This is a genomic window from Candidatus Avelusimicrobium sp., assembly GCF_051874775.1.
GTDB lineage: Bacteria > Elusimicrobiota > Elusimicrobia > Elusimicrobiales > Elusimicrobiaceae > Avelusimicrobium.
The window spans coordinates 1-26,825 of the sequence record NZ_JBJEGE010000012.1; the positions used below are offsets into that span (position 1 = coordinate 1).

A 26,825-nucleotide genomic window follows, 5' to 3' on the forward strand; every position below is an offset into this window, starting at 1 on the left:
ATACTCCCCAATATAAAGGAGGAGATTTATGAAGAGAATCGTACTTTTGCGCCACGGGCAAAGCCAATGGAATTTGGAAAACCGTTTTACGGGCTGGACGGATGTAGACCTGACGCCGCTGGGGCTGCGCGAAGCCCGCCGCGCCGGAAAACTGCTAAAAAAAGCCGGATTTTATTTTGATGCGGCGTATACATCTTACTTAAAACGCGCGGTCAAAACGCTAAACGAAGTATTAGATGCACTGGACCAAGACTGGCTGCCCGTAGAAAAAGACTGGCGGCTGAACGAAAAACATTACGGCGCATTGCAAGGCCTCAACAAAGCCGAAACCGCCGAAAAGTACGGAGAAGAACAAGTAAAAATCTGGCGCAGAAGTTACGGCGTCCGCCCGCCCGCATTAAGTCCGGACGACCCGCGCGCACCGCAAAACGACAAACGCTACGAAAACCTTCCGCCGGCCTATTTGCCGCTGACGGAATCTTTACAAGACACGGTGGAACGGTTAATGCCGTACTGGGAAGAAGTGATTTTCCCCCGTTTGGCCGATGCGGACGAAATTTTGGTGGCGGCGCACGGCAACAGTTTACGCGGGATTGTAAAGTATTTAAAAAACATGTCCGACGAAGAAATCGTCAATTTAAACCTGCCCACGGGCGTGCCGTACGTGTTTGAATTTAACAACGGACGGATTTTGCAAAAAGATTACTTTTTGGGAAATCCGCAAGAAATCCAACGCAAAATGGCCGCCGTAGCCGCACAAGGTAAGACAAAATAGACCCGGGCCGTCTATCAAAAAAACAAATATGCTAAAATAAATCATTCCAGCAAAGGAGTTTTATTGTTGGACCCCGGGTCCGAAAAAACCCGGTTACAAATTTAATCTGTTTTTGGAACCGTATAAGGCATACGGTGCGCTTTTGGTACGCCAAAGGCATAATCCTAGTCCAAGAACAGTCGTTTCGGACGCAAAATAAACGGACTAATTACCCGGTTGTTTTGCGTCAAGTGTTTGCCGCCCGCAAGGACGGCAAACCGCGGCTGTTTATATTTGGGTTACTAGGATTAGCTCGGATATGGCAGCCGTTTTTTTGCAGCGCGTTCTCCAAAAACAGAAATTAAGGAGAACTCAATGCAAAAAACAAAAAAGGGATTCACCCTTATAGAACTACTGGTCGTCGTACTCATTATCGGCATTTTATCCGCCGTTGCCCTGCCGCAGTACCAAAAAGCAGTAACCAAATCACGCGGCGCACAGCTGTATACGGCTATTAACGGCCTGGGCAAAGCCGTACAAAGTTACTTCCTGGCAAACGGAAGCTGGCCGGAAGATTTTGACGCGCTGGACGTTGATTTCCCGCTCCCCTCCCAAACGGGAACGGCCTGCGGCCTGAGCGTCGGAGCGGGAAAGACGTTAAAACAGGGGAAAGATTACGCCCTGATCATCGGCAAAAGTGATTTATGGAACGATCTTTTCGCCGTATTTACCCAAGGCCCGTACCCGTGCGCCGGATTCGCGTATATTAAAAGCGAAATATCCTCCGGAGACGAACTGTTTTGTGTAGAAATAGCCAGTCGCACCAACTACGCCAAAGGAGATTTTTGCACCAAAGTCATGGGATTTACGTTCGAACGCAATTACCATGGCTACGATTATTTCCGCTGACGCTGCGCAACTCCAACACCAAAAACGCCCCGGAACTTTGTTTTGTTCCGGGGCGCATTATGCTAAAAAATCAGTTCCATTTCGGCCGCAGCTTTTTAATAGCTTTTTTTAACTCCGGCTTGAGTTTCGGGTCCACCAAATCGACAAACAGTTTTCCGTCCAAGTGGTCCACTTCGTGCTGGAACGCCTTGGCGAGTAACCCGCGCGCGCGTTTGACCTGTTCCTTGCCGTTTTCATCGATATATTTAAGCGTAACGTCCGTGGCGCGCTTGACCTCGGCCCACAGCCCTGGCAGCGAAAGACATCCCTCTTCTTCTAATTTTTCGCCGCGCATGGACACGATTTCAGGATTAATAATAACGTAACGTTTGAGCGGCGCATTTTCTTCGTCAGACTCCGGTATTAAAATAACCGCCAGACGGTAATCCAACCCGATTTGGTTGGCCGCCAGCCCCACGCCGCGCACCGCAAGACACGTTTCTTCCATATCCTGCAAAAGTTTAGGCAGAATGGGTTTAATCGTTTCAAAATCAACAGGTTTTAATTTTTGGCGAAGGATATCTTCGCCATATTTGGTTACGCGCAGTATTGCCATACAGTTATTTTACCATATTCACGCGGGCAAGGATTTCCGCCACGCGCGCCGGATTCTGTTCCCCTGCCAGTTCTTCCACAAGAGCCGGCTGAAAAGTTTCGGCCAAAAAAGACAACAGCTGCAAATGGCGTTTAAAAAAAGAGGGATTATCCGGCGACAAGAATAAAAACATCACCTTTGTCGGCTTTTGCGGATGCTTTTCATCCGCCAGCGGACGGTATAAAACCGCCGCAGCCGCGGCAAAATCGTCCAATTCTTCCAACCGCGCGTGCGGAATAGCCAACCCCGTTTCAAGCGCGGTGCCAAGGCCTTCCTCGCGCTTAAGCACTTGGGCCGCCGCCTCGGCAACGTCCACCCGCGCCAGTCCGCGGCAGGCAGTTTGCACCAACCGGAAAATAAGCGTTTTCTTGTCCGTTTCTCCGGTTACCGGTAAAATTTTATCCAGAGTTAACAATCCGCCGGAAGCAATTTTTTCTTGTAAAATTTCCGTCATATCCGTAAGACTGTATGCTACCAAAATAAACACTGCATTGGCAAGCGGGCAGAAAACGGTTTTATTCCCGCTCTAAAAAAGATAAAATAGCTATTAGAATGACAGAGCAAGACCTTCAACTTTTATTTAATACCCTTTCGGACGGCCGCACCCCTGATAAGCGGGATTTTAACGCTTCCCGAATGTATACGCTTTTGGAAGATCCGTTCAGCATATGGTGCACATTTCACGCCCCGCGCGAAGAAGCCGTACCCGAAGCCAACCGCTACGAAAATTTAAAAATACGCACCGACCGCCACACCCGCGACGAATGGATTAAAAAAGAATTTCAGGGCGTCGTGTTTATTTCCGCGGGCGACGAAACCGAACGCTTTAAAAATACGCTGGCCGCTATGGCGCGCGGGGAATCCGCCATTGCCAACGCCCTGCTGTGGAACCTGCCGGAGAATACCTGCGGCAGCGTCAATCTGCTCGTCCGATTTGACGACGCTAAAAGCGTTTTCGGAAATTACCATTACCGCTTATACCAATTCAAACGGGCGCACGATTTAAAGGAACATTACGCACTGCAGGTCTGTCTGCTTAACCGCATATTGGGCGTTACGCAAAAATATACGCCGGACTACGCACGCGTATTTTTAAAGGACCGCCAAATTAATGTGCAATATCAAGACCATTGTGACCGCTTGGCCCGCGAGATGGCCTACTGGCGCAATATCCGCGACGGGCTCGCCAAGCCCGAAGCGCACAAACCGCCCAAAGCCGCCGGCGCACCGTGGCGCATATACGCCAACAAGACCGTCACCCAGAGCAAAGATTTATTAATGCTGCCCGCGCTCAATACTGAAATGCGCCAATGCCTAAAAATCAACGGTATGCACACGACCGACGACGTCGCGCGCGCAGGGCTCGAAAAATTGCGCGGTATTCTGGAAGAACCCTACGCCACTGATTCCTATTATAATGCCCAAGCCTATCTGCACAATAAACCCGTGCTGCGCGAAGCGGGCTACTTTCCCCCGCCCGTAAAAAAATACAATTTGTATTTTGATTTCGAAGCGACGGAAACATTTACCAAAGACAACGTCTCCTTCGTCTACCTAATCGGAATTTGGGATAAAGAAGAGGATAAGTACGTCAGCTTCGTGGCCAAAACGCCGGAAGAAGAAATTAAAATTTTCGAACAATTTTACGATTATGTAAAAGATTTTTCCGATACTGCCCTCTACCATTGGACGGAGTACGAAGTCAAAAAAATGAAAAATCTGGCGGACAAAAATCGGCAGGACGCAGTCAAACTAAAAGCGTTGTGCAATATTTGCTATGACCTAAAAGTAGCCGTCAATAAAGCTTTTTATCTGCCCGCGCCGAGTTTCTCGTTAAAAGCCGCCGCGCCCGCCTTCGGGTTTAACTGGCGGCAGGACGACTGCGGCGCAATGGACAGTATGGTTTATTTTACCAACTGGCTGAAAACCGGCAACGATGATTTACTAAAAAAAGTACTGATGTATAACGAGGACGACTGCAAAGCAATGTTGGATTTAGAAAATAAACTGAAAGCAGCGGACGTACTGAATCTGAAAAAATGAAAAAAGAATTTACCGTTCTGCAACAAGCCTTGGAAGCGGCTGCCAAAGTGGTGCGCGCCAAATTCGGCAAAGTGGGTTACGAACTGAAAGGCAAAGCCAATCTGGTTACTGCGGCCGATGTAGCCGCACAGCAGGCCGTACTGTCCGTCATCCGCAAAAATTTCCCGCAGCACGATTATTTGGCCGAAGAAAACGGCCTTAAAAATACAGGAAGTAATTACATCTGGGTAGTGGACCCCATTGACGGAACCACTAATTTTGCCCACACCTTTCCCCAATGCAGCACGTCCATCGCGCTCTTTTATAAGAAAGAACTTATCTTAGGCGGCGTAAAAAACGCCGTTACGGGCGAAACCTTTTTGGCCCAAAAAGGCAAAGGAGCCACGCTAAACGGTAAAAAAATCCACGTTTCCAAAACGGCCAAACTGCAAAACTCTCTGCTGATTACCGGATTTCCATACGACCGTTTTGAACGGATGCCGGCGCTGCTCAAACGTTTTGAAGGATTTTTAAACGCATCACACGATGTGCGCCGGTTGGGATCGGCCGCGTTGGATTTGTGCTGGCTGGCCGCCGGACGCGCCGACGGCTACTGGGAAGACGCTTTGAACCCGTGGGATGTGTCGGCCGGTATCTTGATTTTACAGGAAGCGGGCGGAAAAGTAACGGGATTTGACGGAAAAAAATTCAAACACATTCAAGATTATGGCAAAACGCTCCTGGCCACTAACGGACGAATCCACACGCAAATGCTGCAAATCCTCCGCCAAACAACACCGGAAAAATGCTGATTTTAAATCGTTTTTAACGATGGATTTTCCCCGTGTATTGCAAAAACGCTTTTTACGGGCGATGTTTTAATTATTTCTCTTTCGTTACGCGTTTCCAAGCCGCTTCAAAATCCGGAGGAACGGGGGCTTCAAAATTTAGCTTCTTTCCTGTAAACGGATGTTTAAATGCTATCCGCCGCGCATGCAGCATTAAACGGTCCGCCGTTGCGCCTTTATACAACCAGTCGCCAAGTACGGGGTATCCCAGCCAGCTTAAATGTACGCGTAACTGGTTGGTACGACCCGTTTTAGGGTAAAGTTCGATATAGGTAAACCCGTTTTTTCGTTCCAGCACTTTGTAACCGGTTACGGCTTCGCGACCGACATCGGATGCTTTAATTTTTCCGCCCGCCACGCGGCCTATCGGCACATCAATAATTCCTTCTTCATCGGGCACTTCTCCACAGGCGATAGAGTGATACGTTTTATGTACTTCCCTGTTGGAAAAAAGCGATACCATTTCTGCTTGAAATTCCGGATTTTTAGCCACTACCATTACGCCGCTTGTTTCGCGGTCCAAACGGTGCACAAGACCTGCGCGGGCAGTAGATAAATCGAAACCTTTAGGCGGATTTGCCAAAATGACGGACACCAAAGTTTCTTCAGCCGAGAATACTGCTTCGGGATGTTCCTCCCACACGGGGCTTTGCGGGTGCACCAGCATTCCGGCAGGCTTAATGAGAACGAAGAAATCTTTATCATCGTGAATAATTAAATCGGATAGTTTGGTTTTACTTCCCGCTTCGGGCAGTTCAATTTCCACCGTTTCGCCCTCAGTCAGCGGCCAAGACGGTTTCACTTTTTTCCCGTTGACGGTAACTTTTCCGTCTTTGATCAGTTTTTGCACCAAAGAGCGCGAAAGCGTTTCCAACTCGTCGGATACGAACACGTCTAAACGGCGGGAATATCCTTGAAATATAACGGTTCTTTTTTCAGCCATTTTTTGTTTCCTTTTTCTGTAGATAAATCCAAAGCGCTCCGGCAGCCAGCGCGGTTAAAAGCGAAATTGTTTGCGAGGGAGATAACCCAAAAATAAACGCTCCCCGATAGTCTCCGCGGAAGAATTCTATGATAAACCGCATAAATGCATAACAGGAAATGTATGCCAGTAAAATCATTCCGTTCTTGTGTGGTTTATTATAAAGTTTGTGCAGGATAAAAAATAAAACAAGGTTCCCGCCCGCTTCATACAACTGTGTAGGGTGGAGAGGTACGCCCAATAGTTCAGGCGCAACAAGTGCGTGCGGATCGGTAAACGTCACGCCCCAAGGCATATCCGTCGGGCGTCCGTAACAACAGCCCGCCAAAAAACATCCTATTCGCCCGAGCGCGTGGCCAAGCGGCAGGGCGGTAATTAAAAAGTCGGATGTTTTGAAAACGGCAAGACCCTTTTTCTTCATATAGAAAATAAGGGAAAATACAGATACAATCATCCCGCCGAAGAATACAAATCCGTACCTAAAATCCCGAAAAATGTTTGCAATTTTTTCAGCCGTTGTTGCCCCCAGCTGCGGCCAAGACACGATGATAAACAACAGTTTTGCCCCAATCAGCGCCCCCATAAATGCGATAAAAATCAAATTCCAGAAGGTGTCTCTATCCAAATTGATTTTTTTCAGGCGCGGCAGCAAATAAAACGCGGCCATCGCATAACCGAGTGCGGTCATCAGGCCGTAACTGGCAAGTTCAAAGGAGCCAATTTTAAAAAGTACAGGGTGCATACGTTTCCTTTATAAAATTTCCTTATCGCGTATGGCGTTGCGCATAAACGGATTTTTCAACCGTTCGTACCCGATGGTAGAACTGCATTTTCCGCCGTAGCTGTGACCCGCAAAAATTTGCATATCTTCCGGAAGCTTGGAAAGTTTTAATAAACTTTTGCGCATTTCCCGCGGGTTGGAGGAAGGTAAATCTACCCGTCCGCACGCTCCCGGGAAAAGAGTATCGCCCGTAAACAGAGCGTTACCGATTTGAATACACACGCCGCCCGCCGTATGGCCGGCGGTAGGGATAATATTAATATGAAACGGCCCGATATCCAAAGTCTGCGCACCTTCGTAAATATGTAAAAACTGCGGGTCAATGCCGGAAAGCTCCACATCGTTTTTTTCAAGATATGCCTTAACGCCCGTTTCCTGCAAAAGTATTTGGGCAAATTTAACGTGGTCAAAGTGTCCGTGCGTAAAAAATACGGCAATCAGCATTAATTTTTTTTGTTCCAGCGTATGTTTTAAAAAATTCATATCCCACGCCGGATCAATCAGCAGTGCTTGCTGCCCTTCGGTAACAAGGTAGGTGCAGTTGTCCATCGGACCTAGGTTGATAACATCAATGTTCATAACAAATCCTTATTTTGTGCGAAAGCGAAATTCCGTTTCGTTCGGTTTAACCAGGTGGTATTCGGTGCGGGCAATACGTTCTAAATAAGCCGGATCTTCTTTTTCCAATAAGTCTTTTTGGGCAAGGAGTTTTTCGTATTCTTTATCTAACGCAGCGCTTTGGCGTGTCAGCTTGCGCAGTTCCAATTTATTGTGTACTAAACTTAAAAAACTACCGCCCAGCAAAAATATAACCACTGCTGCGGACCCTAAAGCCAGCAGCAGTGATTTGTTGAAGAAAAGTTTGGCCAGTCTCTGCGTCATTAGCGTTTAAAAGCGCGGTCTTGCGCGTAGACAGCTTTTTCGCCCAGCTCACTTTCAATCTGCAGCAGGCGGTTGTATTTAGCCGTACGTTCCGAACGGGCGGGTGCGCCGGTTTTGATGGCTCCCGCGTTAGTAGCCACAGCCAGATCAGCAATAAACGTATCTTCCGTTTCACCGGAACGGTGCGATACGATACGCGAATACCCGTTTTGTTTGGCCAGTTCCATTACGTCAATAGTTTCGGATACGGTACCGATTTGGTTAACCTTAATTAGAATGGAATTGGCGGCTTTTAACTCGATACCTTTTTGGAGACGTTTGAAATTGGTCACAAACAAGTCGTCTCCTACCAAGTTAATTTTCTTGCCGAGCTTTTTGGTAATATACTGCCAGCCGGTCCAATCATCCTCCTGGAGCGGATCTTCAATGGAAACGATAGGATATTTGGCGCACCAACCGGCATAAACGGCAGCCATTTGTTCGGCGTCGTAATCTTTGCCTTCAAAGTGGTAAGCCCCGTTCTTGAAAAATTCGCTTGCGGCGCAGTCCATCGCTAAAGAAATTTCCGGATGACCGGCTTTTTTGGCAGCTGCCAAAATAGTTTTGAGCACATCCTCGTGCTTGGCGATTTTTGGTGCAAATCCGCCTTCGTCGCCCACAGCGATGACCATTCCTTCGGCTTTTAACACGTTTCTTAAAGAATGGTACGTTTCGCTCGCTTCGCGCAAGGCTTCGGCAAACGTCTTGGGCACGGTGGGTACGATCATAAATTCCTGTACGTCTAATCCCGAATCGGCGTGTTTGCCGCCGTTAATGATGTTAAGCATCGGCGCAGGCATCACATATTTTTCGTCTTTAAGTTCATAGACATTGCGGATATGCTGGTAAAGCGGCAGTTTAGCGCTGTGGCAGCCGGCGCGCAGCACAGCCATAGAAACGGCCAGCGTGGCATTGGCACCCAGATTGGATTTATTTTCCGTCCCGTCCATGGCAATCATGCTTTCATCCACGAGGCGGATGTCAAACGGGTCCATTCCCGCCAGCTGCTGGGAAATGCGCTCCACATTTTCCACGGCTTTTAATACGCCTTTTCCGTTATAGCGTTCCCCGCCGTCGCGCAGTTCAAGCGCTTCGTGCGAGCCGGTGGACGCGCCGCTGGGCACCGCAGCGGTGCCGGTAGTTCCGTCATCTAACAGTACGTCGGCGGAAATGGTCGGATACCCGCGGGAATCCAAAATTTCCCGTGCCGTAATTTTTTTAATGCGAGCCATAATACAACCCCCTTTGGCCGCCAGACGCGGCCGTTAAATAATACTCTCGATTATCTTTTTGCCTTCTTTGATGAGCGCAGCAGGCAGGTTTTCATCCATTGCTTCCGCGTACATACGAATCAAACGTTCGGTGCCGGACGGACGAATTGCCAACCAGCTGCCGCCTTTTAAGATAAACTTGAATCCGTCCGTAGAATCGATTCTCCACACGGACGTCTTGTTAATGGAAAGCGGAGGCCGAATGTCCAACCGTTCCATAATGCGGTTAATTTCCGTTTCCGTCTTAGGTATGCTGACTTTTTGGTCAAACAATTGTTTGTATTTCTTATAAAAATCTTTTTTAATTTGCTTGATCGTTTTTCCTTCCGTCGCCAGCATATCAACTACAAGTAAACACGCCAGCAGGCCGTCTTTATCCGGAATATGGTTGGCTACGGCAAGACCGCCCGATTCTTCCATTCCCATAATATATTGGCCGGTAATCATCAGTTCGGTGATATATTTGAAACCCACGGGCGTTTCGCGCAGCATCAGGCCGTTGGCTTTGGCCACTTGGTCAATAAGGGTGGAAGTAATCACGCTTCTGCACACGCGGCCTTTGATTTTTTTGTTACGCACCAAATGGTCCAACAGCATCGGCGCGATTTCGTTAGGGGACACCCAGTTTCCTTCAGCGTCGATAATGCCGAATTTGTCGCAATCCGGATTGCAGGCAATGCCCAAGTGCATTTTTTTTGACGTTACCAGTTTTTTGAGTTCCGCCAAACTGACCGGCCCCGCATTGGGTACTACTCCTCCGAACAGTACATCGTCTCCTTCGTGGATTCCTTCCACGGTTACGCCAAATTTTTCCAAAAAATCCCTAAAATAGTTTTTAGCCGTACCGAACAACGGGTCCACAGCAATTTTTAATTTGGATTTCTTCAGCGCTTTTACGTTGATCATCTGTTCCAAATGGGCCATATATCCTTTACGTAAATCTTTGGTAAGGGTAACTGCGGCATTTAACGAACCAAATTCGGTGGAGGAGGCTTTTAAAATTTGGGCGGAGGGAGAAGGAATACGTTTCTCGATATCCTCTATAATTTCGTTGTTGGCAATACCGCCGTAGTACGAAATCCATTTTACGCCGTTAACGTAGTATTCAGCCTCGCTGCCGGTAATAACCACCGCGCCGACGGCACATTCGTTCAAAACGGCCCATTCAGCCACCGGCGTGGGTAACGGGAACTCTGCCATATGCACGGTCACGCCGCTTTGTACAAGCGCGTTGGCGGCTACATACGCAAGCTGTTTAGAAAGGAAACGCGTATCAAACCCCACAAATACAAGGGGTTTTTTCGGTTTTTTGCCGTGTTCCGCACAATGCTTGCGGTACCCGATACCTTCAAATCCATAGAAAGGATGTTCCAACACGTGTTCGGAAATCCCGTAAGCAAGACGCTGTACGGACTGGACGGTCAGTCCGTCCGCGGTAACGGCACGGAAGCCGGCGGTGCTAAATTTAATATCTTCACTCATCGTGCCAGTATTATACTAAAAAAGAGCGATTTTTTCATCCCCGCAATAAGGGTTATTTGAAATGAGTGCGCGCACGAGCGCGTACGATAGGATTAAACGCCATAAAATGTTAAAATAAGTATAAGATTTTTGTAAGGACGAATGTATGAATTTTGAATACGTAAAACAATATATCAAAGACGCGGGGCTGCCCAACTACCGCATCGCACAAGTGCAGGAGGCAATTTTTAAACACGGCATTTCATCGTGGGAGAACGCATCTTCCCTGCCAGCGAATCTTCGCGCCAAACTGACTGAGGACCGTCCAATTTTGTCTTTTCAAGTAAGTAAAATTGTTTGTTCACAGGAAGATAAAGTGGCAAAAGCACTGTTAACGCTTAAAGACGGGCTCCAGATTGAAACCGTTTTGTTAAAACCACAGGACACGTGGAGCGTATGTGTTTCCAGCCAAGTGGGATGTCCGTTACGCTGCGCGTTTTGCAGTACGGGGAAAATGGGTTTTAAACGCGATTTGACGCAAGAGGAAATTACCGATCAAGTCCTAATGTGGTACCAGTATGTGCGCAAAGAAAAACTGGGCGAACGTATTTCCAGCGTGGTATTTATGGGAATGGGGGAACCGCTCTTGAATTATCTAAACGTCGTGAAAGCGGCGCGGGATTTATCCCGTCCGGACCAGCTGAACATCGGTGCGCGGCATATTTCCGTTTCTACGTCCGGCATTGCGGACAAACTGCATAAACTAGCGGTAGATTTACCGCAGGCCAACTTGGCCGTTTCCCTGCATAATGCCGACAATGCGGAACGCAGCCAAATTATGCCTGTCAACCGCCGCTACGATTTGGACGACCTTAAAAAAGCCCTGGAAGAGTATATCGCAATGACGGGCCGCCAAGTATTTTTGGAATACTCGGTAATTGAAAACGTCAACAGCCGGCCGGAACATATCCGCAAATTGGCGGATTGGATTTATTCCGTGAAAGACAATTATCTTTTACACGTCAATTTAATTGCGTGCAACTTGGGCCGCGGTGAAAAGACAAGCGACCGCGTGGTGAAAGATTTTGCCGCAGCCCTCAAAGGTATGGGTATTGGTGTAACCATTCGTAAGAGTATGGGTAATGATATTTTAGCCGCCTGCGGGCAGTTAGCCTCGCAGCAGAGATAGGAGGACAGATGAAGAAAATATGGGTTTTAGCCGCATTTTGCGCTTTGTTCTCAGCGTGTGCGACGCTCGACCAAACCAATGTGGACTGGATACCGATAGGACCGGATTTTCCGCCCACAAAAGCCAAAGACGTGCAAATCATCAGCGGACGAGAAGATGTTACGCGTCCGTACGGCAACTTGGGGCTGCTCCGTATTAAAAATTTAAAACCGGACCGCGATACCCTGCTTATGGGTGTGGAAAAGGGACGGAAAATTGCCGCCTCCAAAGGGGCGGACGCCATTCAAATCGGGCAGTATAACAGTGCGGAAGACGGCGCAAGCAATCCGCGCGTAACGCTTATCATTTACGCCATCAAATATGTGGACAAATTAAGCGAAGCCGACGAAAAAGCTATTGAAGATTTTAAAGTATTGGGGATTTTAAATGAACGTACTGATCGCTAGAGGAAAAGAAGAATGTTCTTTTTGGTTGGGCACGGCCGTTGTAATTGACGTGCTTCGCGGTGCAACCACCGCGTGTGCGCTGTTGGACAGGGGTAAGAAGGATGTTTTGCTGTTTGAAACTGCGCAGCAGGCAGATGCTTTTTTGGCACATCACGCAGACTTTGAAGCGTTTTCCGATGAACCGCTCTCTTCCGCCCACGCAGATAACTCGCCCTTTTTGGCGTCTAAATCTTCTGCCCGCCAGCCAGCACTATTGTTGGCTGCGTCCGCCTGTAAAGCCGTTTGGGCGTTACGCCGAAGCAGTACGGTACTGTTGGGCGGATTCTGCAATTTTTATGCATTAACGGAAGCTTTGGCTAACCAAGACAAAGACGTTCTTTTAGTTCCCGCTGCGTTATTCAGTTCCGGAGAAGAAGAGGACATCTTATGCGCCGGTGCTTTAAAAGATTATATCCAGGGCGTTGGTACACCGCAACAGGCATTGGGTGAGTTTAGTAACACGATGCGTATGACGGAATTTCATCAGAACGGCCCCAAAACAGCCGAAAAAGATTCCCGTCTGGCGTTTAAAATAAACGGACTTGACGTAGTCCCACAGTTAACTTTTGCCAAGGACGGCGCATTTGCTGTCTGCCATCCGTTCGGCTCCGAAGCACGTTGGTTAAACGTGCCGGCTGTTACCCCGCCCCCTGTTACCCCACAGACTGTTACCCCACAGTCTGAAGATGAAGGCCCCGTTCAAACAAATGCGCCCGCCGCGCAATCACCTGTACAAACGGACGTTTCTGCCTCCACAGAACCTGCTGTGCAAGAACAGCCCACACGGGAAGAAACAACCGGAGCCAAAATCTCCTCGTTTAAAAATCTGTTCGGTGATTTTGCCCAATCGGTTAAAGATGAAGCTCAAAATTTAAAAGAAAAAGCTGTCTCCGCAGCGGCCGATCCGAAAGCGGAAGAAGCGAAATCTAAAATAAAAAATTTCTTTTCCGGCATTGTCCGTTCCGTAAAAGAAGAGAAAAAAGAACTGGAAGAATCTCTTTTTAAAAACTCGTCATCTTCCTCCACACGGGAACGAACGTATACATTGAATAGTGACGATCCTTTTGACTCCTTGATGAAAGAAAATGCACCGAAAGAAACCGGCCCGCAGCCGGCAGAAAACAAAGATTCGCAAACAGTACAATCATCTGATGTGCAGGCCGCACCCGCTTCGCAACAGCAGGAGCCCGTTGTTCAAAAAACGGAACCGGAACGCTCGATGCCGCCCGCAGAACAGACGCAGGAGCTTTCCCCCGCACAGGAAATTCCGTTAGCGGGCGAAGTAACGTTTTCGGGTAAAAATTCCGGTTTTGACGGCGGCGAAAAAAAGAAAAAAGCCATTGTGCTATTTTCCGGCGGGCTGGATTCTACCACTTGTTTGTACTGGGCCATTGAACACGGCTATGAATGTGAAGTACTGACCGTTTCCTATGGTCAGCGTCACGACCGCGAAGTATTAGCCGCACAAATGATTGCGCGCAATTTAGGCGTAAAACATCATCTGATTACGCTTAATCTGCCGTGGTTGGTTTCCAGCTCTTTGGTAGACAAGAACCAACAAATTCCCGATGTGGCGTTGGAAGATATTCCCAAAAAGGGTATTCCTTCCACCTACGTGCCGGGGCGAAATTTGATATTTTTGTCGATTGCGGGCTCGCTGTTAGATGCTATCGGCGCAGACGCAATCATCGCCGGTCCGAATGCGGTTGATTTCTCCGGTTATCCGGATTGCACTCCCGCATTTTTTAAATCGGCGGCCGATGCGCTAAACCGCGGCACCAAGATGGGCGTAACAGAAGGAATTGAGGTACTTGCACCGTTGATGCGTTTGTCTAAAACGCAAATCGTGCAGTTGGCGGCCAAACTCAAAGTGCCGTTTGAACTGACGTGGAGCTGCTATGCCGGCGGGAAAAAACCGTGCGGGCATTGTGATTCGTGCAAACTGCGCGCTAAAGGGTTCGCCGAAGCGGGCATACGCGATACGTCTTTGGATTAAGGAGCGTTTATGAAGAAAGTATTTTTGACGGTTGCCGTATGCGTTTTTGCCGCCGCCGCGTTCGCCAAAACGGAAAAAGCGGAAAATTATGTGAAGGCGGAAGCTGCGGCCGAATGTAATCTTCCTGTAGAAGCCGCCGTAGTCAAACCGGAAGAATCAGCAAAAACGCTGACTCCGGCGGAACAGAAGAAACAGTTTAAAGCGCGCCGCAAGCTCATCAAAAAATTGGTCAAAGCTTACCGCAAAGCACCGGCAGCCGAAAAGCCTGCCATTAAGGCACAGCTTACGGAGATAGTTTCGCAAGGGGTGGATGCGGGAATCGCGTACGTAAAAGCCCGTATCGCCGCCGAACGCGCCAATTTGGATAACTGGGAAGCGAAAATAAAAGCCGAAGAAGATGACCTTCCCGCCGTCAAAGCGCAGCGGGTGGAAGATTTACTGTCCGGCAAAGCCAAACGTAAATATAAAGCAGCAAAAAAAGCGTGGAAAAAACAGATCAAAGAAGCCAAACGCAAAATGCGGTAATTGCCGCCCTGCTTAATATCAAACGCCCCGCTTTTCAGGCGGGGCGTTTTTCGTGGGAAATTTATTCAAACAAACCGGAAGCTTCCAGCGCATTTAGAGCTTTTGTAATATCGTTTACCACCACAATCCAACGGCTGGTGTTGCCTTGCCCCGCGGCACCGTAAATGGTGGTAATGTTGATACCTTGCTCAAACAGCACGGCGCCGATATCGCGTGCCAACCCTACGCGGTCGGGTGCATCTATACAAATGGCGTCCGTTTTTACGCTGGTGAAACCGGCCTTGGTCAGTGCGTGACTGATTTCCCGATCATACGGGATAGCCAGCCGCAATACCGCCGCATCGTAACGGACGTCTTGTGAAATGGCAATAAGTCCTACATTTTCGCGCACAAAAAATTCTGCAAATTTTTTCAGCGCACCCGGCTCGTTAATCAAAAATACGCTGTATTGTTTTACTACACCAATCGACATACAAACCCCTTGTAAGTGCACTGCGTTTTTTTCATTTTATCAAATATGCACACCAAACGGAATGTTTTTATTGATGTCTTATAGAACACCACTGCGCTTATGCTTTGAGTACTTGTGAGCGGTAAAAAAGACACGCACTATCCGGCAGCGTTCTTACCCTATTTAAAAGCCCAACCGGTAACCATTCTATATAACCGAGATATTTTATTGCTGCGGAACTCCCGCCGTTGGGCAGAGCTTTACTTGTAGCTTTCCCTTATCGGGAGCAGCAACTTTTAGGAGTTTTTATTTATGGGAATTGATATTCTATATAGCTCCCAAAAATCCGAGTCGGTTCTTTAAGACCCGTTTCACTTTTACATACACGCGGACAAACCGCTTCGGAAGGCGCACAATGGCAAAGACGTTGCTGTCCAAAATTATACGACGTATAGGTAGGAACATTTTTGTATACAGACGAACACTGAATGCGGCCGCCGTTGCCATACAAAGCCAAGGAACAATGTCCCCAATTCCACCGCTGAAACAACTGATTGCCATATCCGTCTATGGCAACTACGTACTCCTCAAGAGGTGGCCCCATAGAAATATCCATCTCGTCGAAATTTGTCGGGTTGGAGCCATTGGCCATATAATACAACTCTTGTGCTTTTGCCAAGGCATTGCCTGCCGTGATCAACTGTTGGTAACGGCTTCGGGCCACTACTGCTTCATACTGTGGCAGAGCAACCGCCGCCAAAATGCCAACAATTAAAACAACGACTAACAGTTCTATAAGTGTAAAACCTTTCATTTCAAAACTCCTTTACGGAGTTTGGCAGTTTTTTCGTTTGGTTGTGTCTTTCCGTAAGAGCCTGCCTATAAGGTGGTTTATGGGGTTGTAGTGCGAAATCTCGTACTCTTAAAAACGACAGCTTCCCGAACGCTACACGCTGCTTACCCTCAGAAATGACATATACAAACTAAGCCGCCAAACTTTGATTTTCCCTATGTTATCAAAAAAAAAAAACGGGTCAAGGCCCTCAGGCAGACACCCAAAAACTAATCCTTTTTTCCGCTTGGCGGGGGACGCATAAAACGATAAAGTAAACATATCGATTTCATCCGTTCCGGACGCGGGAGGGGACCCGCCAACCGGACACAAAAAACAAAAAGGTCTTATTCCTGTGGGAAGGATAAGGCCTTTTTTGTTTTTGCCAGAAAAAGTATTCTTGTTTTACTGGATCCTGAAACAAGTTCAGGATGACGGCAAGAAAATCGGTAGATGCTGAGACCCTGCGGGCCGCCCTCCTCAGCATAACTTTATTTTATAACAGCCGTTACTCTACGCCGTGCAGGACAAAATAACATTGCATAGCTTCGGCTGATTTTTCAGATTTGCGCTAACTTTGCGTTGCCAGTGGCCCGCATCGGCGTAGCTGTAGTAGCCACGTCAAGGGCAAGGGAACGCAAAGTTAGCCAAATATGGAAAATGGTTGCCCATAAAAGCAACGAACCGCAAAGAAAATTTCTTTGCGGTTTGTGCGCTAATCTAAAGTTCACATCAGCTATTATTCAAGTGCCGTGCAGGACAGAATAATATTGCAGAAGATTGCCTGATTTGCCAAATTCGCTTTAGATTGGGCGGGCTAGTTGGGCGCACAGGCGTGCCTGATGGCACGTCAAGCCCAAGGCACGCCCAAGATAACAGAATTTGACAAATTGTTGGCCCTTAAAAGACATAAGGAACGGAAAAATCCTTTCCGTTCCTTATGCGTAAATCGCAAGTTAACATCAGCAGTTTATAACCCCTTCTCATACAGGCGGTAACGCTTGCTTTGATGACACCCGCACTCCATAATCCCGCGGATAATACCGTCATTATCTTCGAGCACCCAAGATAGTTCCGCCTCGTTCCATACCGCCACGCCGTGCGTGATAATGTGCTTAATCAAAATCAAATCAATCCCGCGCTTGCGGAACTCCGGCGATACGCCTAACATAATCAGCCGCGCGTCCTTAATCTTGCGCCACGCACGCACTGCTTTGAGTACGCGCCACGGGTTTACCAAAGAGCCTTTCAGCTCTTTAAGCGCGTGATTCATATTTGGAATGGCAATATAGAATCCCGCAGGAACGCCGTCCACTTCCAGCACGCAGGTGCCCTCAGGGCGGACAATCAGTTTGAGTTCGTCCACCATATCGGCCATTTCGCGCTGGGAAAGCGGCACAAAACCCCAGTTCTGCGCCCACGCTTTATTGTAAATTTCTCGGATAATCTCGGCTTCTTTCGCCAAATTTCTAAGGTCCAACCGCCGAAGCGTAATTCCTGCCGCACGTTCACAGCGCGCACAAACCTTCATAAACCGCTCGGAAAATTTATCTTCTTTTGTGCGGTGGAAGGCCAGTAAATCTTTTACTTTTTTAAAACCCACTTTTTCAATCAGTTGGGCATAATAAGGATAATTATACGGCATCATAATGGAGGGCATAGCATCGAAACTGTCCACCAAGAGCCCATAAACGTGGTTGCTGGACGGGTTAGCCGGCCCGCGCACAGCAGTAATCCCTTGGCCCCGCAGCCACGTTTCGGCCGCAGTAAACAGAGCAGAAGAAACTGTTTCGTCCTCTATACAATCAAAAAAACCGAAAAAACCGATATTTTCTTTATGGTATTCATTAAACGCATCGTTAACAACGGCAGCAATACGTCCAGCGGGCTTTCCGTTCTTATATGCCATAAAAAGAGCGCGTTTACCGTGCGTCCAAAACGCATTGTCCGCACGCAACAGTTTTTTTGTATCGCCTTTCAGTTCGCCCACCCAGTATGGGTCATTTTTATATAGTTCAAACGGGAAATTTACAAAAGCATTTAATGCTTTATCGGTAATTTGACGGATTTCTACGGACATATATCCCCCCTCTAAAAAAACAAAACCCCGCCGTTTGACGGGGTTTTGCCGGATAGAAACTATTTAATCACGCCGACCATACGGCCCGCTTGGGCAAAGGCGTCAACAATTTTACTAACGTGTTCATCGGTATGCGTTGCCATCAGTGTCAAACGCATCAGCGCCTGCCCGGGAGGAACCGCGGGACTGACAACAGGGTTTGAAAAAATCCCCAACTCGTGCAGTGCTTTCCACATTTTAAAGCAGTTTTCGTTGCTGCCCACGTGCACGGGTATCACGGGAGTCGTGCTGTGGCCAAGGTCATACCCCAGTTCGCGCAGACCTTTTTTAAGTTTATCAGTCAAGCGGAAAAGATTATCGCGGCGGGAGGTGTCGTTCTCGATAAGTTCCAGCGCCTTGGAAATGGACGCCACAGAAGCGGGCGGCAAAGCGGCGGAAAAAATCTGGCTACGGGCATTATGGCGGATGTAATGGATAATATCCGCATCGCCCACTACAAAACCGCCGACGGTAGCAAAGGTTTTAGAACAGGTGCCGACCACAAGATCCACTTCGCCGTTTTCAAGACCGAAATATTCGCAGGTGCCGCGGCCCGTTTTACCCAAAATGCCCGTTGCGTGCGCATCGTCCACAATAATACGCGCGCCGTATTTCTTGCCGATTTTAACGATTTCCGGCAGCGGACAGATATCCCCTTCCATACTAAATACGCCGTCAACAATAATCAATTTTCCGGCTTCTTCGGGCAGTTTGGAAATTACACGTTCCAAATCTGCCATATCGTTGTGTTTAAAACGAACCATTTCACCATCGGAAAGTTTAACGCCGTCCAAAATGCTGGCGTGGTCCAACTTGTCTACAATCGCATAATCACCTTTTTTAAGCAGGCACCCTACCACGCCCAAGTTCATCTGATATCCGGTGGAGAAAATAAGTCCCGCTTCTTTGCGTTTAAATTTAGCGATGCGCTGTTCCAATTCGTCGAGCGCCTTGGTATTGCCATTTAAAAAGCGCGAACCCGCCACGCCGGAACCGTATTTAAGGGCGGCATCACTGGCGGCTTTTTTCATTTCGGGATCATTGGCTAATCCCAAATAATTGTTGGAACCCGCCATAATATAGGTCTTTCCGCCTAACACAATTTCGGGGCCTTGCGCGGATTCAATCGGTTGGAAATAGCCGTAAATCCCCATACGCATAGCGATTTTAGCGTCTTTGAAATTTCTGCATTTCTCAAAAATATCAGACATATTTTTATCCTTTCGGCGCAACCATCGGAACCCAAGCCCCGAGGGTTATTTACTTACCTTTTTAATAATATTAGTAGTGGAACGCCCTTTTAACAGCGCAAAACGCACCACTTTTTTTGCAAATTCTCTTCCTACGATTTCCGACAGTTTATAATCCCCGCCTTTAACCAGCACGTCCGGCCGGACGAGCTTAATTAAATTGTACGGCGTATCTTCTTCAAAAATACTAACGGCGGATACGCTCTCTAGCGAAGCTAACACAAGCGCGCGGTCAGCCTGCGTATTGACCGGTCTCGTGGGGCCTTTTAGGCGGCGCACAGATGCGTCGCTATTCATACCCACGATCAGCACGTCTCCTTTGGCACGGGAAAATTCCAGCACGCTTACGTGTCCGGCGTGAAGGATATCAAAACATCCGTTCGTAAATACAATTTTCTTTCCGGCGGCACGTTGTTCGTCCACAAATTTTTTAAGCAAACGCGGGCCCAAAATTTTATTTTTTGCTTTCACCGATCTCTTCCTTTTCCGCGGCCATCATACGTTCTATAAGCCCCGTGTCCATATTGCCGTCAATAAAATCGGGGTTATTGACGATTTTTTGATGGAACGGAATCGTCGTTTTGACTCCGCCGATTTGGAATTCGCCCAAACAGCGGCGGCTGCGCTCCAGCAAATGCGCGCGGTCGGGTGCGGTAACAATCAGCTTGGCAATTAAACTATCGTAATAGCTGGGAATTGTGTATCCCGTATAGATATGGCTGTCTACGCGCACGCCCAACCCGCCAGCGGGAATCCACTCTTCAATAGTCCCGGGGCAAGGCATAAAGTTACGTTCGCTGTCCTCGGCATTAATGCGGTGCTCAATGGCGTGGCATTTAATCACAGAGGCTTCTTCCTGCGTGATATGAAGCGGTTCTCCTTGTGCGATTTGGATTTGCATTTTAACAAGATCCTGCCCGCAGACGGATTCCGTTACCGGATGTTCCACCTGAAGGCGCGTATTGACTTCCATAAAATAAAATTCTTTATTTTGCGCCATCAAAAATTCCACCGTACCCACACCGCGGTATTTGGCGGCTTTGACAAGTTTACACGCGGCTTCGCGCAGTTTGGCACGCGTTTTTTCGTCCACAAACGGAGACGGGGATTCTTCCACCAGTTTCTGGTGGCGGCGCTGCATACTGCAGTCGCGCTCGGCAAACGCCACGACGTTGCCGTAATTGTCGCCCGCCACTTGTACTTCAATATGGCGCGGATTTAAAACAAGTTTTTCAAAATACACGCGGTCGTCGCCGAAATTGGCTTTGGCTTCGCCCTGTGCGGTTTTCATCATACGTTCCAAATCTTCTTCTTTCAGACACGCGCGCATACCTTTGCCGCCGCCTCCCAAAGAAGCTTTAATCATAATCGGGAAACCAATTTTGCGGGCCACTTCGCGGAAATTCTTGCCTACTACGCCGTCAGACCCAGGGGTTATCGGCACGCCGGCTTTAACGGCGATTTCGCGCGCGGTGGATTTGACGCCCAGCATTTCAATAGCTTTGGCAGTCGGCCCGATAAACGTCATACCGGCCTTGGCAACGGCTTGGGCAAAGTCCGCATTTTCAGACAAAAAACCGTATCCCGGATGTACTGCGTCCGCACCGGTAATTTTGCCGGCGGTAACAATGGCATCAATATTCAAATAGCTAAGGGGCGACGGAGCGGCACCTATACAAACGGCCTCGTCAGCCATACGTACGTGCATCGAACTGCGGTCCGCTTCCGAATAAATAGCAACAGACTTGATGCCCATTTCTTTAAGCGTGCGAATCACACGCAGGGCAATTTCGCCGCGATTGGCGATTAAAACTTTCTTAAAAGGAGTAATTTTGATTTCAGCGGCCATAGACGGTTCCTATTTTTCAATAAAGAAAAGCGGCAAGCCGAATTCCACGGGCGCGCCGTCCTGCGCGGTTACTACGCGGAGTTTACCGCTTAAAGGAGCGGTAATTTTATGTTTTTGAGAGACGGTTTCCACCAAACCCAGCACGTCGCCCTCTTTTACGGTCTGGCCTTCTTTTAGAACCAGGTTTTTGCCTTTGTCCGCTGCGCGGTAAATGCCGACTGCAGGGGCCGTTACCGCCGTAAGGGAACATTCAAAATGGGCGGGATCCGGAAGCGCTTCTTTCGTTTTCACTTCAATACAGTCGCCGTCTTTTTCGTAGCAAAATTCGGCCAAGTCGGTGGTTTTCAGCCAGCCGGTAATTTCCGTAATGAGTTTGGTGTCCATAAAATCCTCGGATATAAAGATAGAAATATAATTGAAATTATTTTACCATTTTTAAGCCTGAGCCGCTACTAAACGTCTAACCCGTTTTTCTGTTTGGACGGAGAAAAACAGCTGTTATACTGTCTGTATGAAAACAGTAAAGCAAACATTGATCTTACTTTTTTGGCTGGCTATCTGCCAGTTGCCAAGCTTGACGAGTTCCTCCGTGGTACAGCAAAATTTGGATTGGTACCACGCGTTAAATCGTCCGCTACTCACCCCGCCGGATGCAATTTTTGGTTTGGCTTGGGCTGTATTATATCTTTTGTTGGGAACAGCTGCCTTTTTGGTTTTTAAAAACTTAAGCGGGAAAAATGCCCAAAAAGCACTATTCCCGTTTTGGACGCAATTATTGTTAAACGCCTGTTGGACACCACTGTTCTTTGGACTGCACTTAACGGGAACAGCTTTACTGCTGCTTGCGGCTATGCTTATACAGGGGATATGGCTTGCCTACGCTTTCTGGCGTGCCAGCCGGTCGGCGGGGATACTGCTTCTACCGTATGGATTATGGCTGGCTTACGCGGCTTATTTAAATATGGGTTTTTGGCTGCTTAACCCTTAAAACGAAAAAGCCCGCCAAAAGCGGGCTTTTTAAACTAACCAAAGCATTACTTGCGGATACGCCGGACTAAATCAATACCCAGTTTCATTGCTTTATAAAAAGAAGAATCTAACAAAGAGGATACGTTTTCAATCAGACTAAACGCACCTTTCGTTTTCTCCACATTCTCGGCAGTAGTTACCGCCAGATATTCCACAGCTTCGGCCGTGCGCGTAATCTGCAAGAGAGCGCGCACTGCAAACACCGCCAGCACAACAAACGTTGCTACCGCAACAAGTACACACCATTGGTAAAAGTCCATAACCCCCCCTTTCCTTCTTTTTTAATTAAACCAGTTTCACCCGCGCGCCGTCAACCCCAAAAGAGGGTTAGAACGCACAGAAAAAGGAGATTTTCCTTCGGGAAATATTTTTTTCGGCCAAATTAAAATATTTGATGATAGCATCAAAAAATATTTTTTGCCTAAAAATTACTTATTTTTTAACCATTATTTTTATAGGTCCAAAAAAAAATTGACAGCTTCTATATTATTAGTAATAATTACTAATAAGAAAAAGCCGCCGCGTGCGCCCGCCGGATGTTAAAACAACTTGCTTTTTCCGACGAAGACTAAAAAATCCGGTTGTTTCAAAGTTCACCTGCTTAGACGTGATTTGCATTTTAGGTTGGATTTTGTCAAAATTTTAAAAGCCGTTTATTTTTTCCTGCGGCTAATATCTCGATCAGGAACTTAATTATGGAAAACTCTGAAGTAATTACCCATATCGTCAAAAGAGACGGTACCACACAACGTTTTGATTCTAAAAAAATTACAAAAGCTATTGCCAAAGCCGCCGACTCCACCGGAGAATTTGACGCGGAAACCGCAAAAAAACTGACCATCCGCGCAATTAACATTATCCAACAGCTTTACTCTGATACCGTCCCCAATGTGGAGAACGTGCAGGATATTGTGGAGGATGTATTGTTAACGTCTAACTACCACAAAACGGCCAAAGCTTATATCTTGTACCGCGACCAGCACGCCCGTATGCGCGAAATTACCTCTAAATTCAATGTGGATTTGGTGGACCAGTATTTGCAAAAAATCGATTGGCAGGTAAACGAAAACAGCAATATGGGATATTCGCTTCAGGGCTTGAACAACTATATTTCTTCTGAAATCAGCAAAGTGTACTGGCTTAATAAAATTTATCCGGATAACGTAAAGCGGATGCACTCAGAAGGAGATTTTCACTTGCACGATTTGGGCCTGTTGGGAGCCTACTGCGTGGGTTGGGATTTGCAGGATTTACTCCTCAGCGGTTTTACGGGCGTCGTCGGAAAAGCCGAAAGCAAGCCCGCCAAACACCTGCGCACCGCACTCGGACAAGTAGTCAACTTTTTCTATACGCTCCAAGGCGAAAGCGCCGGCGCTCAGGCGTTTAGCAACTTCGATACCCTGTTGGCTCCGTTTATCTATTACGACCAACTGACTTATGATGAAGTCAAACAAGCCTTACAGGAATTTTTATTTAATGTAAATGTGCCCACCCGCGTGGGGTTTCAAACACCGTTTACTAACCTGACGCTTGATTTAACAGTACCCTCTTATTATAAAGACCAGCCCGTCATCATCGGCGGCAAACTACAGGACAAAACGTACGGCGAGTTCCAAGAGGAAATGGATATGCTCAACCGCGCTTTCTGCGAAGTTATGCTGGCAGGCGACGCCAAGGGCCGCGTTTTTACGTTCCCGATTCCGACGTATAACATTACCAAAGATTTCGACTGGGACAACCCTAAACTTACCCCGCTGTGGGAAATGACGGCTAAATACGGTATTCCGTACTTTGCCAACTTTATCAACTCCGACATGAACCCCGAGGATGCCCGCTCGATGTGCTGCCGTTTACGTATTGATAACCGCGAGCTGAGAAAACGCGGCGGCGGACTGTTTGGTTCCGCCCCCCTAACGGGTTCCATCGGCGTAGTAACCATCAATTTGCCGCGCCTTGGCTATTTGTCCAAAACCGAAGACGAATTTTTCGCCAATTTGAAGAACCGTATGGAAGTAGCCAAGAGCAGCTTGGAAATCAAGCGTAAAGTGATTGAACGATTTACCAAAGGCAACCTGTATCCGTATATGAGTTTCTATCTGCGCTCCGTGCGCCAGCGCTTTAACGAATACTGGAAAAACCACTTCTCCACTATCGGGCTCGTAGGCCTTAACGAAGCGGCCGTCAACCTGATTGGAGAGGACATCGGTACCGAAAAAGGAAAAGCTTTTGCCGAAAAAGTGCTGACGTTTATGCGCGAAACACTTGTTAAATTTCAGGAAGAAACCGGCAACAATTATAATTTGGAAGCCACGCCCGCCGAAGGTACTTCTTACCGTTTGGCAAAGCTGGACAAAGAAAGATTTCCCGAAATTATCTGCGCCAACGAAGAATTGTATCAACAAGGACACCAGCCTTTCTACACTAACTCTTCGCAGCTGCCCGTAAACTACACGGACGACGTGTTTGAAATGCTGGATTTGCAAAGCACCATCCAGTCCAAATACACCGGCGGAACGGTACAGCACATCTTTACCGGCGAAAAGATTAAAAATCTGGAAGCGATGAAGAAATTCATCAAAACCGTATGCGAGAAATACACCTTGCCGTACTTCTCTATCACGCCCACGTTCAGCGTCTGCCCCAAATGCGGCTACATCGAAGGCGAACATTTTGAATGTCCCAAGTGTAAAGCCGAACGGATGCAGGAACTGGAACGCAAAGTAAAACTTTTGGAAGAACAGCTCTACAGCAAATAGTTCTTCACTGATTACTTTTTTTGGTTATTTTTAACGGTTAAAATAACCAAAAAAAGAGGTTGAATACGCACCCGCAAAGTGCCATAATAAAAGTACGGGTTTTCACGGACCCGCACACTTTCAACCCAACAAATTATCAATTAGGAGAAACCTTATGACCGCTCAAGAAAAACAAGCCATTGAAAACAAAATTTCCGAACTCAAACAGGAAATGAACGAAACGCACGGTTCCAAATGCGAAGTGTACTCCCGCGTAGTCGGTTACCTGCGCCCCGTACAGAACTGGAACAAAGGCAAAAAAGAAGAATTTGCGATGCGCAAAACGATGACCGTCGGCTCCTGCGGCTGCGGCTGTGAATGCGCCAGCGACAAATAAGCTTATACTTTCACGCAACGGTGTTCGGATGAAAATAGGCGGACTGATTAAATTCACGTTAATAGACTTTCCGGGCCGGCCGGCCGCAGTGGTGTTTACCCAAGGGTGCAACTTCCGCTGCCGCTACTGCCACAATCCGGAACTGGTTTATCCGCACCTGTTTTCCGAACCCGTTGCCAAAGAAGAAATCTATTCCTTTTTAAAACGCCGCCAAGGCACCTTGGAAGGCGTTGTTGTATCTGGCGGGGAACCTACCCTGCACGAAGACTTACCCCAATTTCTAACTGATTTAAAAGCAATGGGTTATGCCACCAAGCTGGACACCAACGGCACCCGTCCGGAAATGCTGCGGCAGCTTTTAGATGCCAAATTACTGGATTATATTGCAATGGACATTAAGGCGCCGCTGGAAAAATATGCGCTGATTACCGGCGTAGATTTTAATCCGGAAGTGTTGAAACAGTCTATCGATCTCATCCGTCAAAGCGGGTTAGAATACGAATTCCGCACCACCTACGATAAAGAAGTGTTAACGGACGCGGACATTTCTGTCATTACCCAATGTTTCAACGGCAAAAACTACCGCGTACAGGAATGTCTGCCCGTTGCCAAAGAAAAAACCGCGTTGAAAGTGCTGCATAAAGAGATTTAACTTGTAGTGTAGCTATTAAAACCTCTTGTTTCTTTTCTTATTCTTGATACCTTGATTTTTCCTGTTATTCTAACTTAAAAGATTGCTCAAAACACGAGTGATCGGTTGCCCGCAGATGATACCCCAAAAAATATCCCCGAGGTTCTTGCTTCGGGGATATTTATTTAAAATTACTGCGGCTTGTGAATAAGACCTTTATTTTTGGCTGGCCGGTTTTTCCGGTTTCTTGCATAACAGAAATTCAAATGTGTCCAAATCATCCGCCGTAGAAGTCCCTGGGAATACGTATTGGATATTATCTCTAATCAACTGAGGAATAGTTACTGTGCTGCCCCAACCCGCTTTAATGGGCTTGTTAATTTCTTCATTCAAGGACAGCGCCGCCGCCTGAGATTTACTGTACAAATCCAAATAACTATCCATTAAAGACATCATATCCTGCAGGGAAAAAGAACCGTTAAATTCTTTTCTTTCTTCCGTCACTTTACGGAAGTATTTTAAACTGTTTAATACAGCCTCTTTTCCTTTAGCAATTTCGTCTTGGGTATCGAACACGGCCTGTGCCACTTTTCTGTACGCAGTATTCACAGGATCCTTGCCAGCAGCCGATGTTTGGGCAAAAGCCGGCAATCCCAATACTGTCAAGGCCAGTAACATCACCAATAGTTTTTTCATACTCGTCTCCTTGTGTGATACAAAAATTCTTTGCTTATATATTTAGTGTAAGAAATCA

At 47.4% G+C, this 26,825-nt stretch carries 29 protein-coding genes; 12 read left to right on the top strand and 17 right to left on the bottom strand.

Annotation, left to right across the window (positions count from 1 at the left end; translation table 11 throughout):
* Positions 1-28 precede the first annotated feature (28 nt).
* Complete coding sequence (gene gpmA, locus ACI351_RS02850) at positions 29-775, top strand: 2,3-diphosphoglycerate-dependent phosphoglycerate mutase (protein WP_439733752.1); 747 nt, start codon at positions 29-31, stop codon at positions 773-775.
* Positions 776-1,129: 354 nt separating this feature from the next.
* Positions 1,130-1,663, top strand: a complete 534-nt coding sequence (locus ACI351_RS02855) for a pilin (RefSeq protein ID WP_439733753.1) — start codon at positions 1,130-1,132, stop codon at positions 1,661-1,663.
* A gap of 70 nt (positions 1,664-1,733) precedes the next feature.
* Here the strand turns inward: ACI351_RS02855 and def are convergent, their stop codons facing one another.
* Together def and ACI351_RS02865 are read right to left on the bottom strand one after the other, a co-directional pair.
* Positions 1,734-2,258 carry a peptide deformylase gene (gene def, locus ACI351_RS02860; protein ID WP_439733754.1) on the bottom strand — a complete coding sequence of 175 codons (525 nt, stop codon included), beginning with the start codon at positions 2,256-2,258 and terminating at the stop codon, positions 1,734-1,736.
* 4 nt (positions 2,259-2,262) lie between these two features.
* A complete protein-coding gene (locus ACI351_RS02865) occupies positions 2,263-2,751 on the bottom strand; it encodes a PTS sugar transporter subunit IIA (RefSeq protein ID WP_439733755.1) in 489 nt (162 codons plus the stop codon).
* 98 nt (positions 2,752-2,849) lie between these two features.
* Here ACI351_RS02865 and ACI351_RS02870 point away from each other — a divergent pair, with 98 nt between their 5' ends.
* Together ACI351_RS02870 and ACI351_RS02875 are read left to right on the top strand one after the other, a co-directional pair.
* Complete coding sequence (locus ACI351_RS02870) at positions 2,850-4,340, top strand: TM0106 family RecB-like putative nuclease (RefSeq protein ID WP_439733756.1); 1,491 nt, start codon at positions 2,850-2,852, stop codon at positions 4,338-4,340.
* Complete coding sequence (locus ACI351_RS02875; protein WP_439733757.1) at positions 4,337-5,131, top strand: inositol monophosphatase family protein; 795 nt, start codon at positions 4,337-4,339, stop codon at positions 5,129-5,131. Before ACI351_RS02870 ends, ACI351_RS02875 begins: the two co-directional genes overlap by 4 nt.
* 70 nt (positions 5,132-5,201) lie before the next feature.
* On the opposite strand, the gene ACI351_RS02880 is transcribed toward ACI351_RS02875, so the two are convergent.
* From ACI351_RS02880 to ACI351_RS02905, 6 genes are read right to left on the bottom strand one after another with little or no spacing between them, the layout of a single operon-like run.
* Positions 5,202-6,110, bottom strand: coding sequence for an RluA family pseudouridine synthase (locus tag ACI351_RS02880; protein ID WP_439733758.1), 909 nt, complete (start codon positions 6,108-6,110; stop codon positions 5,202-5,204).
* The gene (gene lgt / locus ACI351_RS02885) at positions 6,103-6,891 is read right to left on the bottom strand and encodes a prolipoprotein diacylglyceryl transferase (RefSeq protein ID WP_439733759.1); all 789 of its coding nucleotides are present in this window, start codon (positions 6,889-6,891) and stop codon (positions 6,103-6,105) included. The genes ACI351_RS02880 and lgt overlap by 8 nt, the downstream gene beginning before the upstream one ends.
* Positions 6,892-6,900: 9 nt before the next feature.
* On the bottom strand, positions 6,901-7,509 hold the full coding sequence (locus ACI351_RS02890) for an MBL fold metallo-hydrolase (RefSeq protein WP_439733760.1): 609 nt from the start codon (positions 7,507-7,509) through the stop codon (positions 6,901-6,903).
* Between the two features lie 9 nt (positions 7,510-7,518).
* Complete coding sequence (locus ACI351_RS02895; RefSeq protein ID WP_439733761.1) at positions 7,519-7,812, bottom strand: FtsB family cell division protein; 294 nt, start codon at positions 7,810-7,812, stop codon at positions 7,519-7,521.
* Positions 7,812-9,083, bottom strand: a complete 1,272-nt coding sequence (gene eno / locus ACI351_RS02900; protein WP_439733762.1) for a phosphopyruvate hydratase — start codon at positions 9,081-9,083, stop codon at positions 7,812-7,814. Before eno ends, ACI351_RS02895 begins: the two co-directional genes overlap by 1 nt.
* 33 nt (positions 9,084-9,116) lie before the next feature.
* Entirely contained in the window at positions 9,117-10,604 is a 1,488-nt protein-coding gene (locus tag ACI351_RS02905) for a hypothetical protein (protein WP_439733763.1), read from the bottom strand.
* A 145-nt stretch (positions 10,605-10,749) separates the two neighbouring features.
* On the opposite strand from ACI351_RS02905, the gene rlmN reads away from it, so the two are divergent.
* Genes rlmN through ACI351_RS02925 form a run of 4 tightly spaced genes read left to right on the top strand, consistent with a single transcriptional unit; the run spans position 10,750 to position 14,778 of the window.
* The gene (gene rlmN, locus ACI351_RS02910) at positions 10,750-11,772 is read left to right on the top strand and encodes a 23S rRNA (adenine(2503)-C(2))-methyltransferase RlmN (protein ID WP_439733764.1); all 1,023 of its coding nucleotides are present in this window, start codon (positions 10,750-10,752) and stop codon (positions 11,770-11,772) included.
* Between the two features lie 8 nt (positions 11,773-11,780).
* Positions 11,781-12,218, top strand: a complete 438-nt coding sequence (locus tag ACI351_RS02915) for a hypothetical protein (protein ID WP_439733765.1) — start codon at positions 11,781-11,783, stop codon at positions 12,216-12,218.
* Positions 12,199-14,253: a 7-cyano-7-deazaguanine synthase QueC gene (gene queC, locus ACI351_RS02920; protein WP_439733766.1), complete on the top strand. Its 2,055-nt coding sequence runs from the start codon at positions 12,199-12,201 to the stop codon at positions 14,251-14,253. Before ACI351_RS02915 ends, queC begins: the two co-directional genes overlap by 20 nt.
* 9 nt (positions 14,254-14,262) lie before the next feature.
* A complete protein-coding gene (locus tag ACI351_RS02925; RefSeq protein WP_439733767.1) occupies positions 14,263-14,778 on the top strand; it encodes a hypothetical protein in 516 nt (171 codons plus the stop codon).
* A gap of 61 nt (positions 14,779-14,839) precedes the next feature.
* Here ACI351_RS02925 and ACI351_RS02930 read toward each other — a convergent pair whose 3' ends face one another.
* From ACI351_RS02930 to ACI351_RS02960, 7 genes are all read right to left on the bottom strand, one after another.
* Positions 14,840-15,250: a hypothetical protein gene (locus ACI351_RS02930; protein WP_439733768.1), complete on the bottom strand. Its 411-nt coding sequence runs from the start codon at positions 15,248-15,250 to the stop codon at positions 14,840-14,842.
* A gap of 289 nt (positions 15,251-15,539) precedes the next feature.
* Positions 15,540-16,043, bottom strand: a complete 504-nt coding sequence (locus ACI351_RS02935; RefSeq protein ID WP_439733769.1) for a type IV pilin protein — start codon at positions 16,041-16,043, stop codon at positions 15,540-15,542.
* A 988-nt stretch (positions 16,044-17,031) separates the two neighbouring features.
* Positions 17,032-18,141: a GNAT family N-acetyltransferase gene (locus ACI351_RS02940; RefSeq protein ID WP_439733770.1), complete on the bottom strand. Its 1,110-nt coding sequence runs from the start codon at positions 18,139-18,141 to the stop codon at positions 17,032-17,034.
* A gap of 59 nt (positions 18,142-18,200) precedes the next feature.
* A complete protein-coding gene (locus ACI351_RS02945) occupies positions 18,201-19,391 on the bottom strand; it encodes an aminotransferase class I/II-fold pyridoxal phosphate-dependent enzyme (protein ID WP_439733771.1) in 1,191 nt (396 codons plus the stop codon).
* A 45-nt stretch (positions 19,392-19,436) separates the two neighbouring features.
* Positions 19,437-19,901 carry a D-glycero-beta-D-manno-heptose 1-phosphate adenylyltransferase gene (rfaE2, locus tag ACI351_RS02950; RefSeq protein WP_439733772.1) on the bottom strand — a complete coding sequence of 155 codons (465 nt, stop codon included), beginning with the start codon at positions 19,899-19,901 and terminating at the stop codon, positions 19,437-19,439.
* Positions 19,885-21,279: an acetyl-CoA carboxylase biotin carboxylase subunit gene (gene accC / locus ACI351_RS02955; RefSeq protein ID WP_439733773.1), complete on the bottom strand. Its 1,395-nt coding sequence runs from the start codon at positions 21,277-21,279 to the stop codon at positions 19,885-19,887. The genes rfaE2 and accC overlap by 17 nt, the downstream gene beginning before the upstream one ends.
* A gap of 9 nt (positions 21,280-21,288) precedes the next feature.
* Entirely contained in the window at positions 21,289-21,663 is a 375-nt protein-coding gene (locus ACI351_RS02960) for an acetyl-CoA carboxylase biotin carboxyl carrier protein (protein WP_439733774.1), read from the bottom strand.
* A 127-nt stretch (positions 21,664-21,790) separates the two neighbouring features.
* Here ACI351_RS02960 and ACI351_RS02965 point away from each other — a divergent pair, with 127 nt between their 5' ends.
* On the top strand, positions 21,791-22,267 hold the full coding sequence (locus ACI351_RS02965) for a TspO/MBR family protein (protein ID WP_439733775.1): 477 nt from the start codon (positions 21,791-21,793) through the stop codon (positions 22,265-22,267).
* 46 nt (positions 22,268-22,313) lie between these two features.
* On the opposite strand, the gene ACI351_RS02970 is transcribed toward ACI351_RS02965, so the two are convergent.
* Positions 22,314-22,568 (bottom strand): hypothetical protein, encoded by a 255-nt coding sequence (locus ACI351_RS02970; protein ID WP_439733776.1) that lies wholly within the window; start codon positions 22,566-22,568, stop codon positions 22,314-22,316.
* A gap of 435 nt (positions 22,569-23,003) precedes the next feature.
* Between ACI351_RS02970 and ACI351_RS02975 the strand changes: the two genes are divergently transcribed.
* The 3 genes from ACI351_RS02975 to ACI351_RS02985 all read left to right on the top strand — a co-directional run bounded on the left by ACI351_RS02975 (position 23,004) and on the right by ACI351_RS02985 (position 26,092).
* A complete protein-coding gene (locus ACI351_RS02975; RefSeq protein ID WP_439733777.1) occupies positions 23,004-25,064 on the top strand; it encodes a ribonucleoside triphosphate reductase in 2,061 nt (686 codons plus the stop codon).
* 154 nt (positions 25,065-25,218) lie between these two features.
* Positions 25,219-25,440, top strand: a complete 222-nt coding sequence (nrdD, locus tag ACI351_RS02980; protein WP_439733778.1) for an anaerobic ribonucleoside-triphosphate reductase — start codon at positions 25,219-25,221, stop codon at positions 25,438-25,440.
* 28 nt (positions 25,441-25,468) lie between these two features.
* Positions 25,469-26,092, top strand: a complete 624-nt coding sequence (locus ACI351_RS02985; protein ID WP_439733779.1) for an anaerobic ribonucleoside-triphosphate reductase activating protein — start codon at positions 25,469-25,471, stop codon at positions 26,090-26,092.
* A 195-nt stretch (positions 26,093-26,287) separates the two neighbouring features.
* Here ACI351_RS02985 and ACI351_RS02990 read toward each other — a convergent pair whose 3' ends face one another.
* Complete coding sequence (locus tag ACI351_RS02990) at positions 26,288-26,767, bottom strand: hypothetical protein (protein ID WP_439733780.1); 480 nt, start codon at positions 26,765-26,767, stop codon at positions 26,288-26,290.
* Between the last annotated feature and the right edge of the window lie 58 nt (positions 26,768-26,825).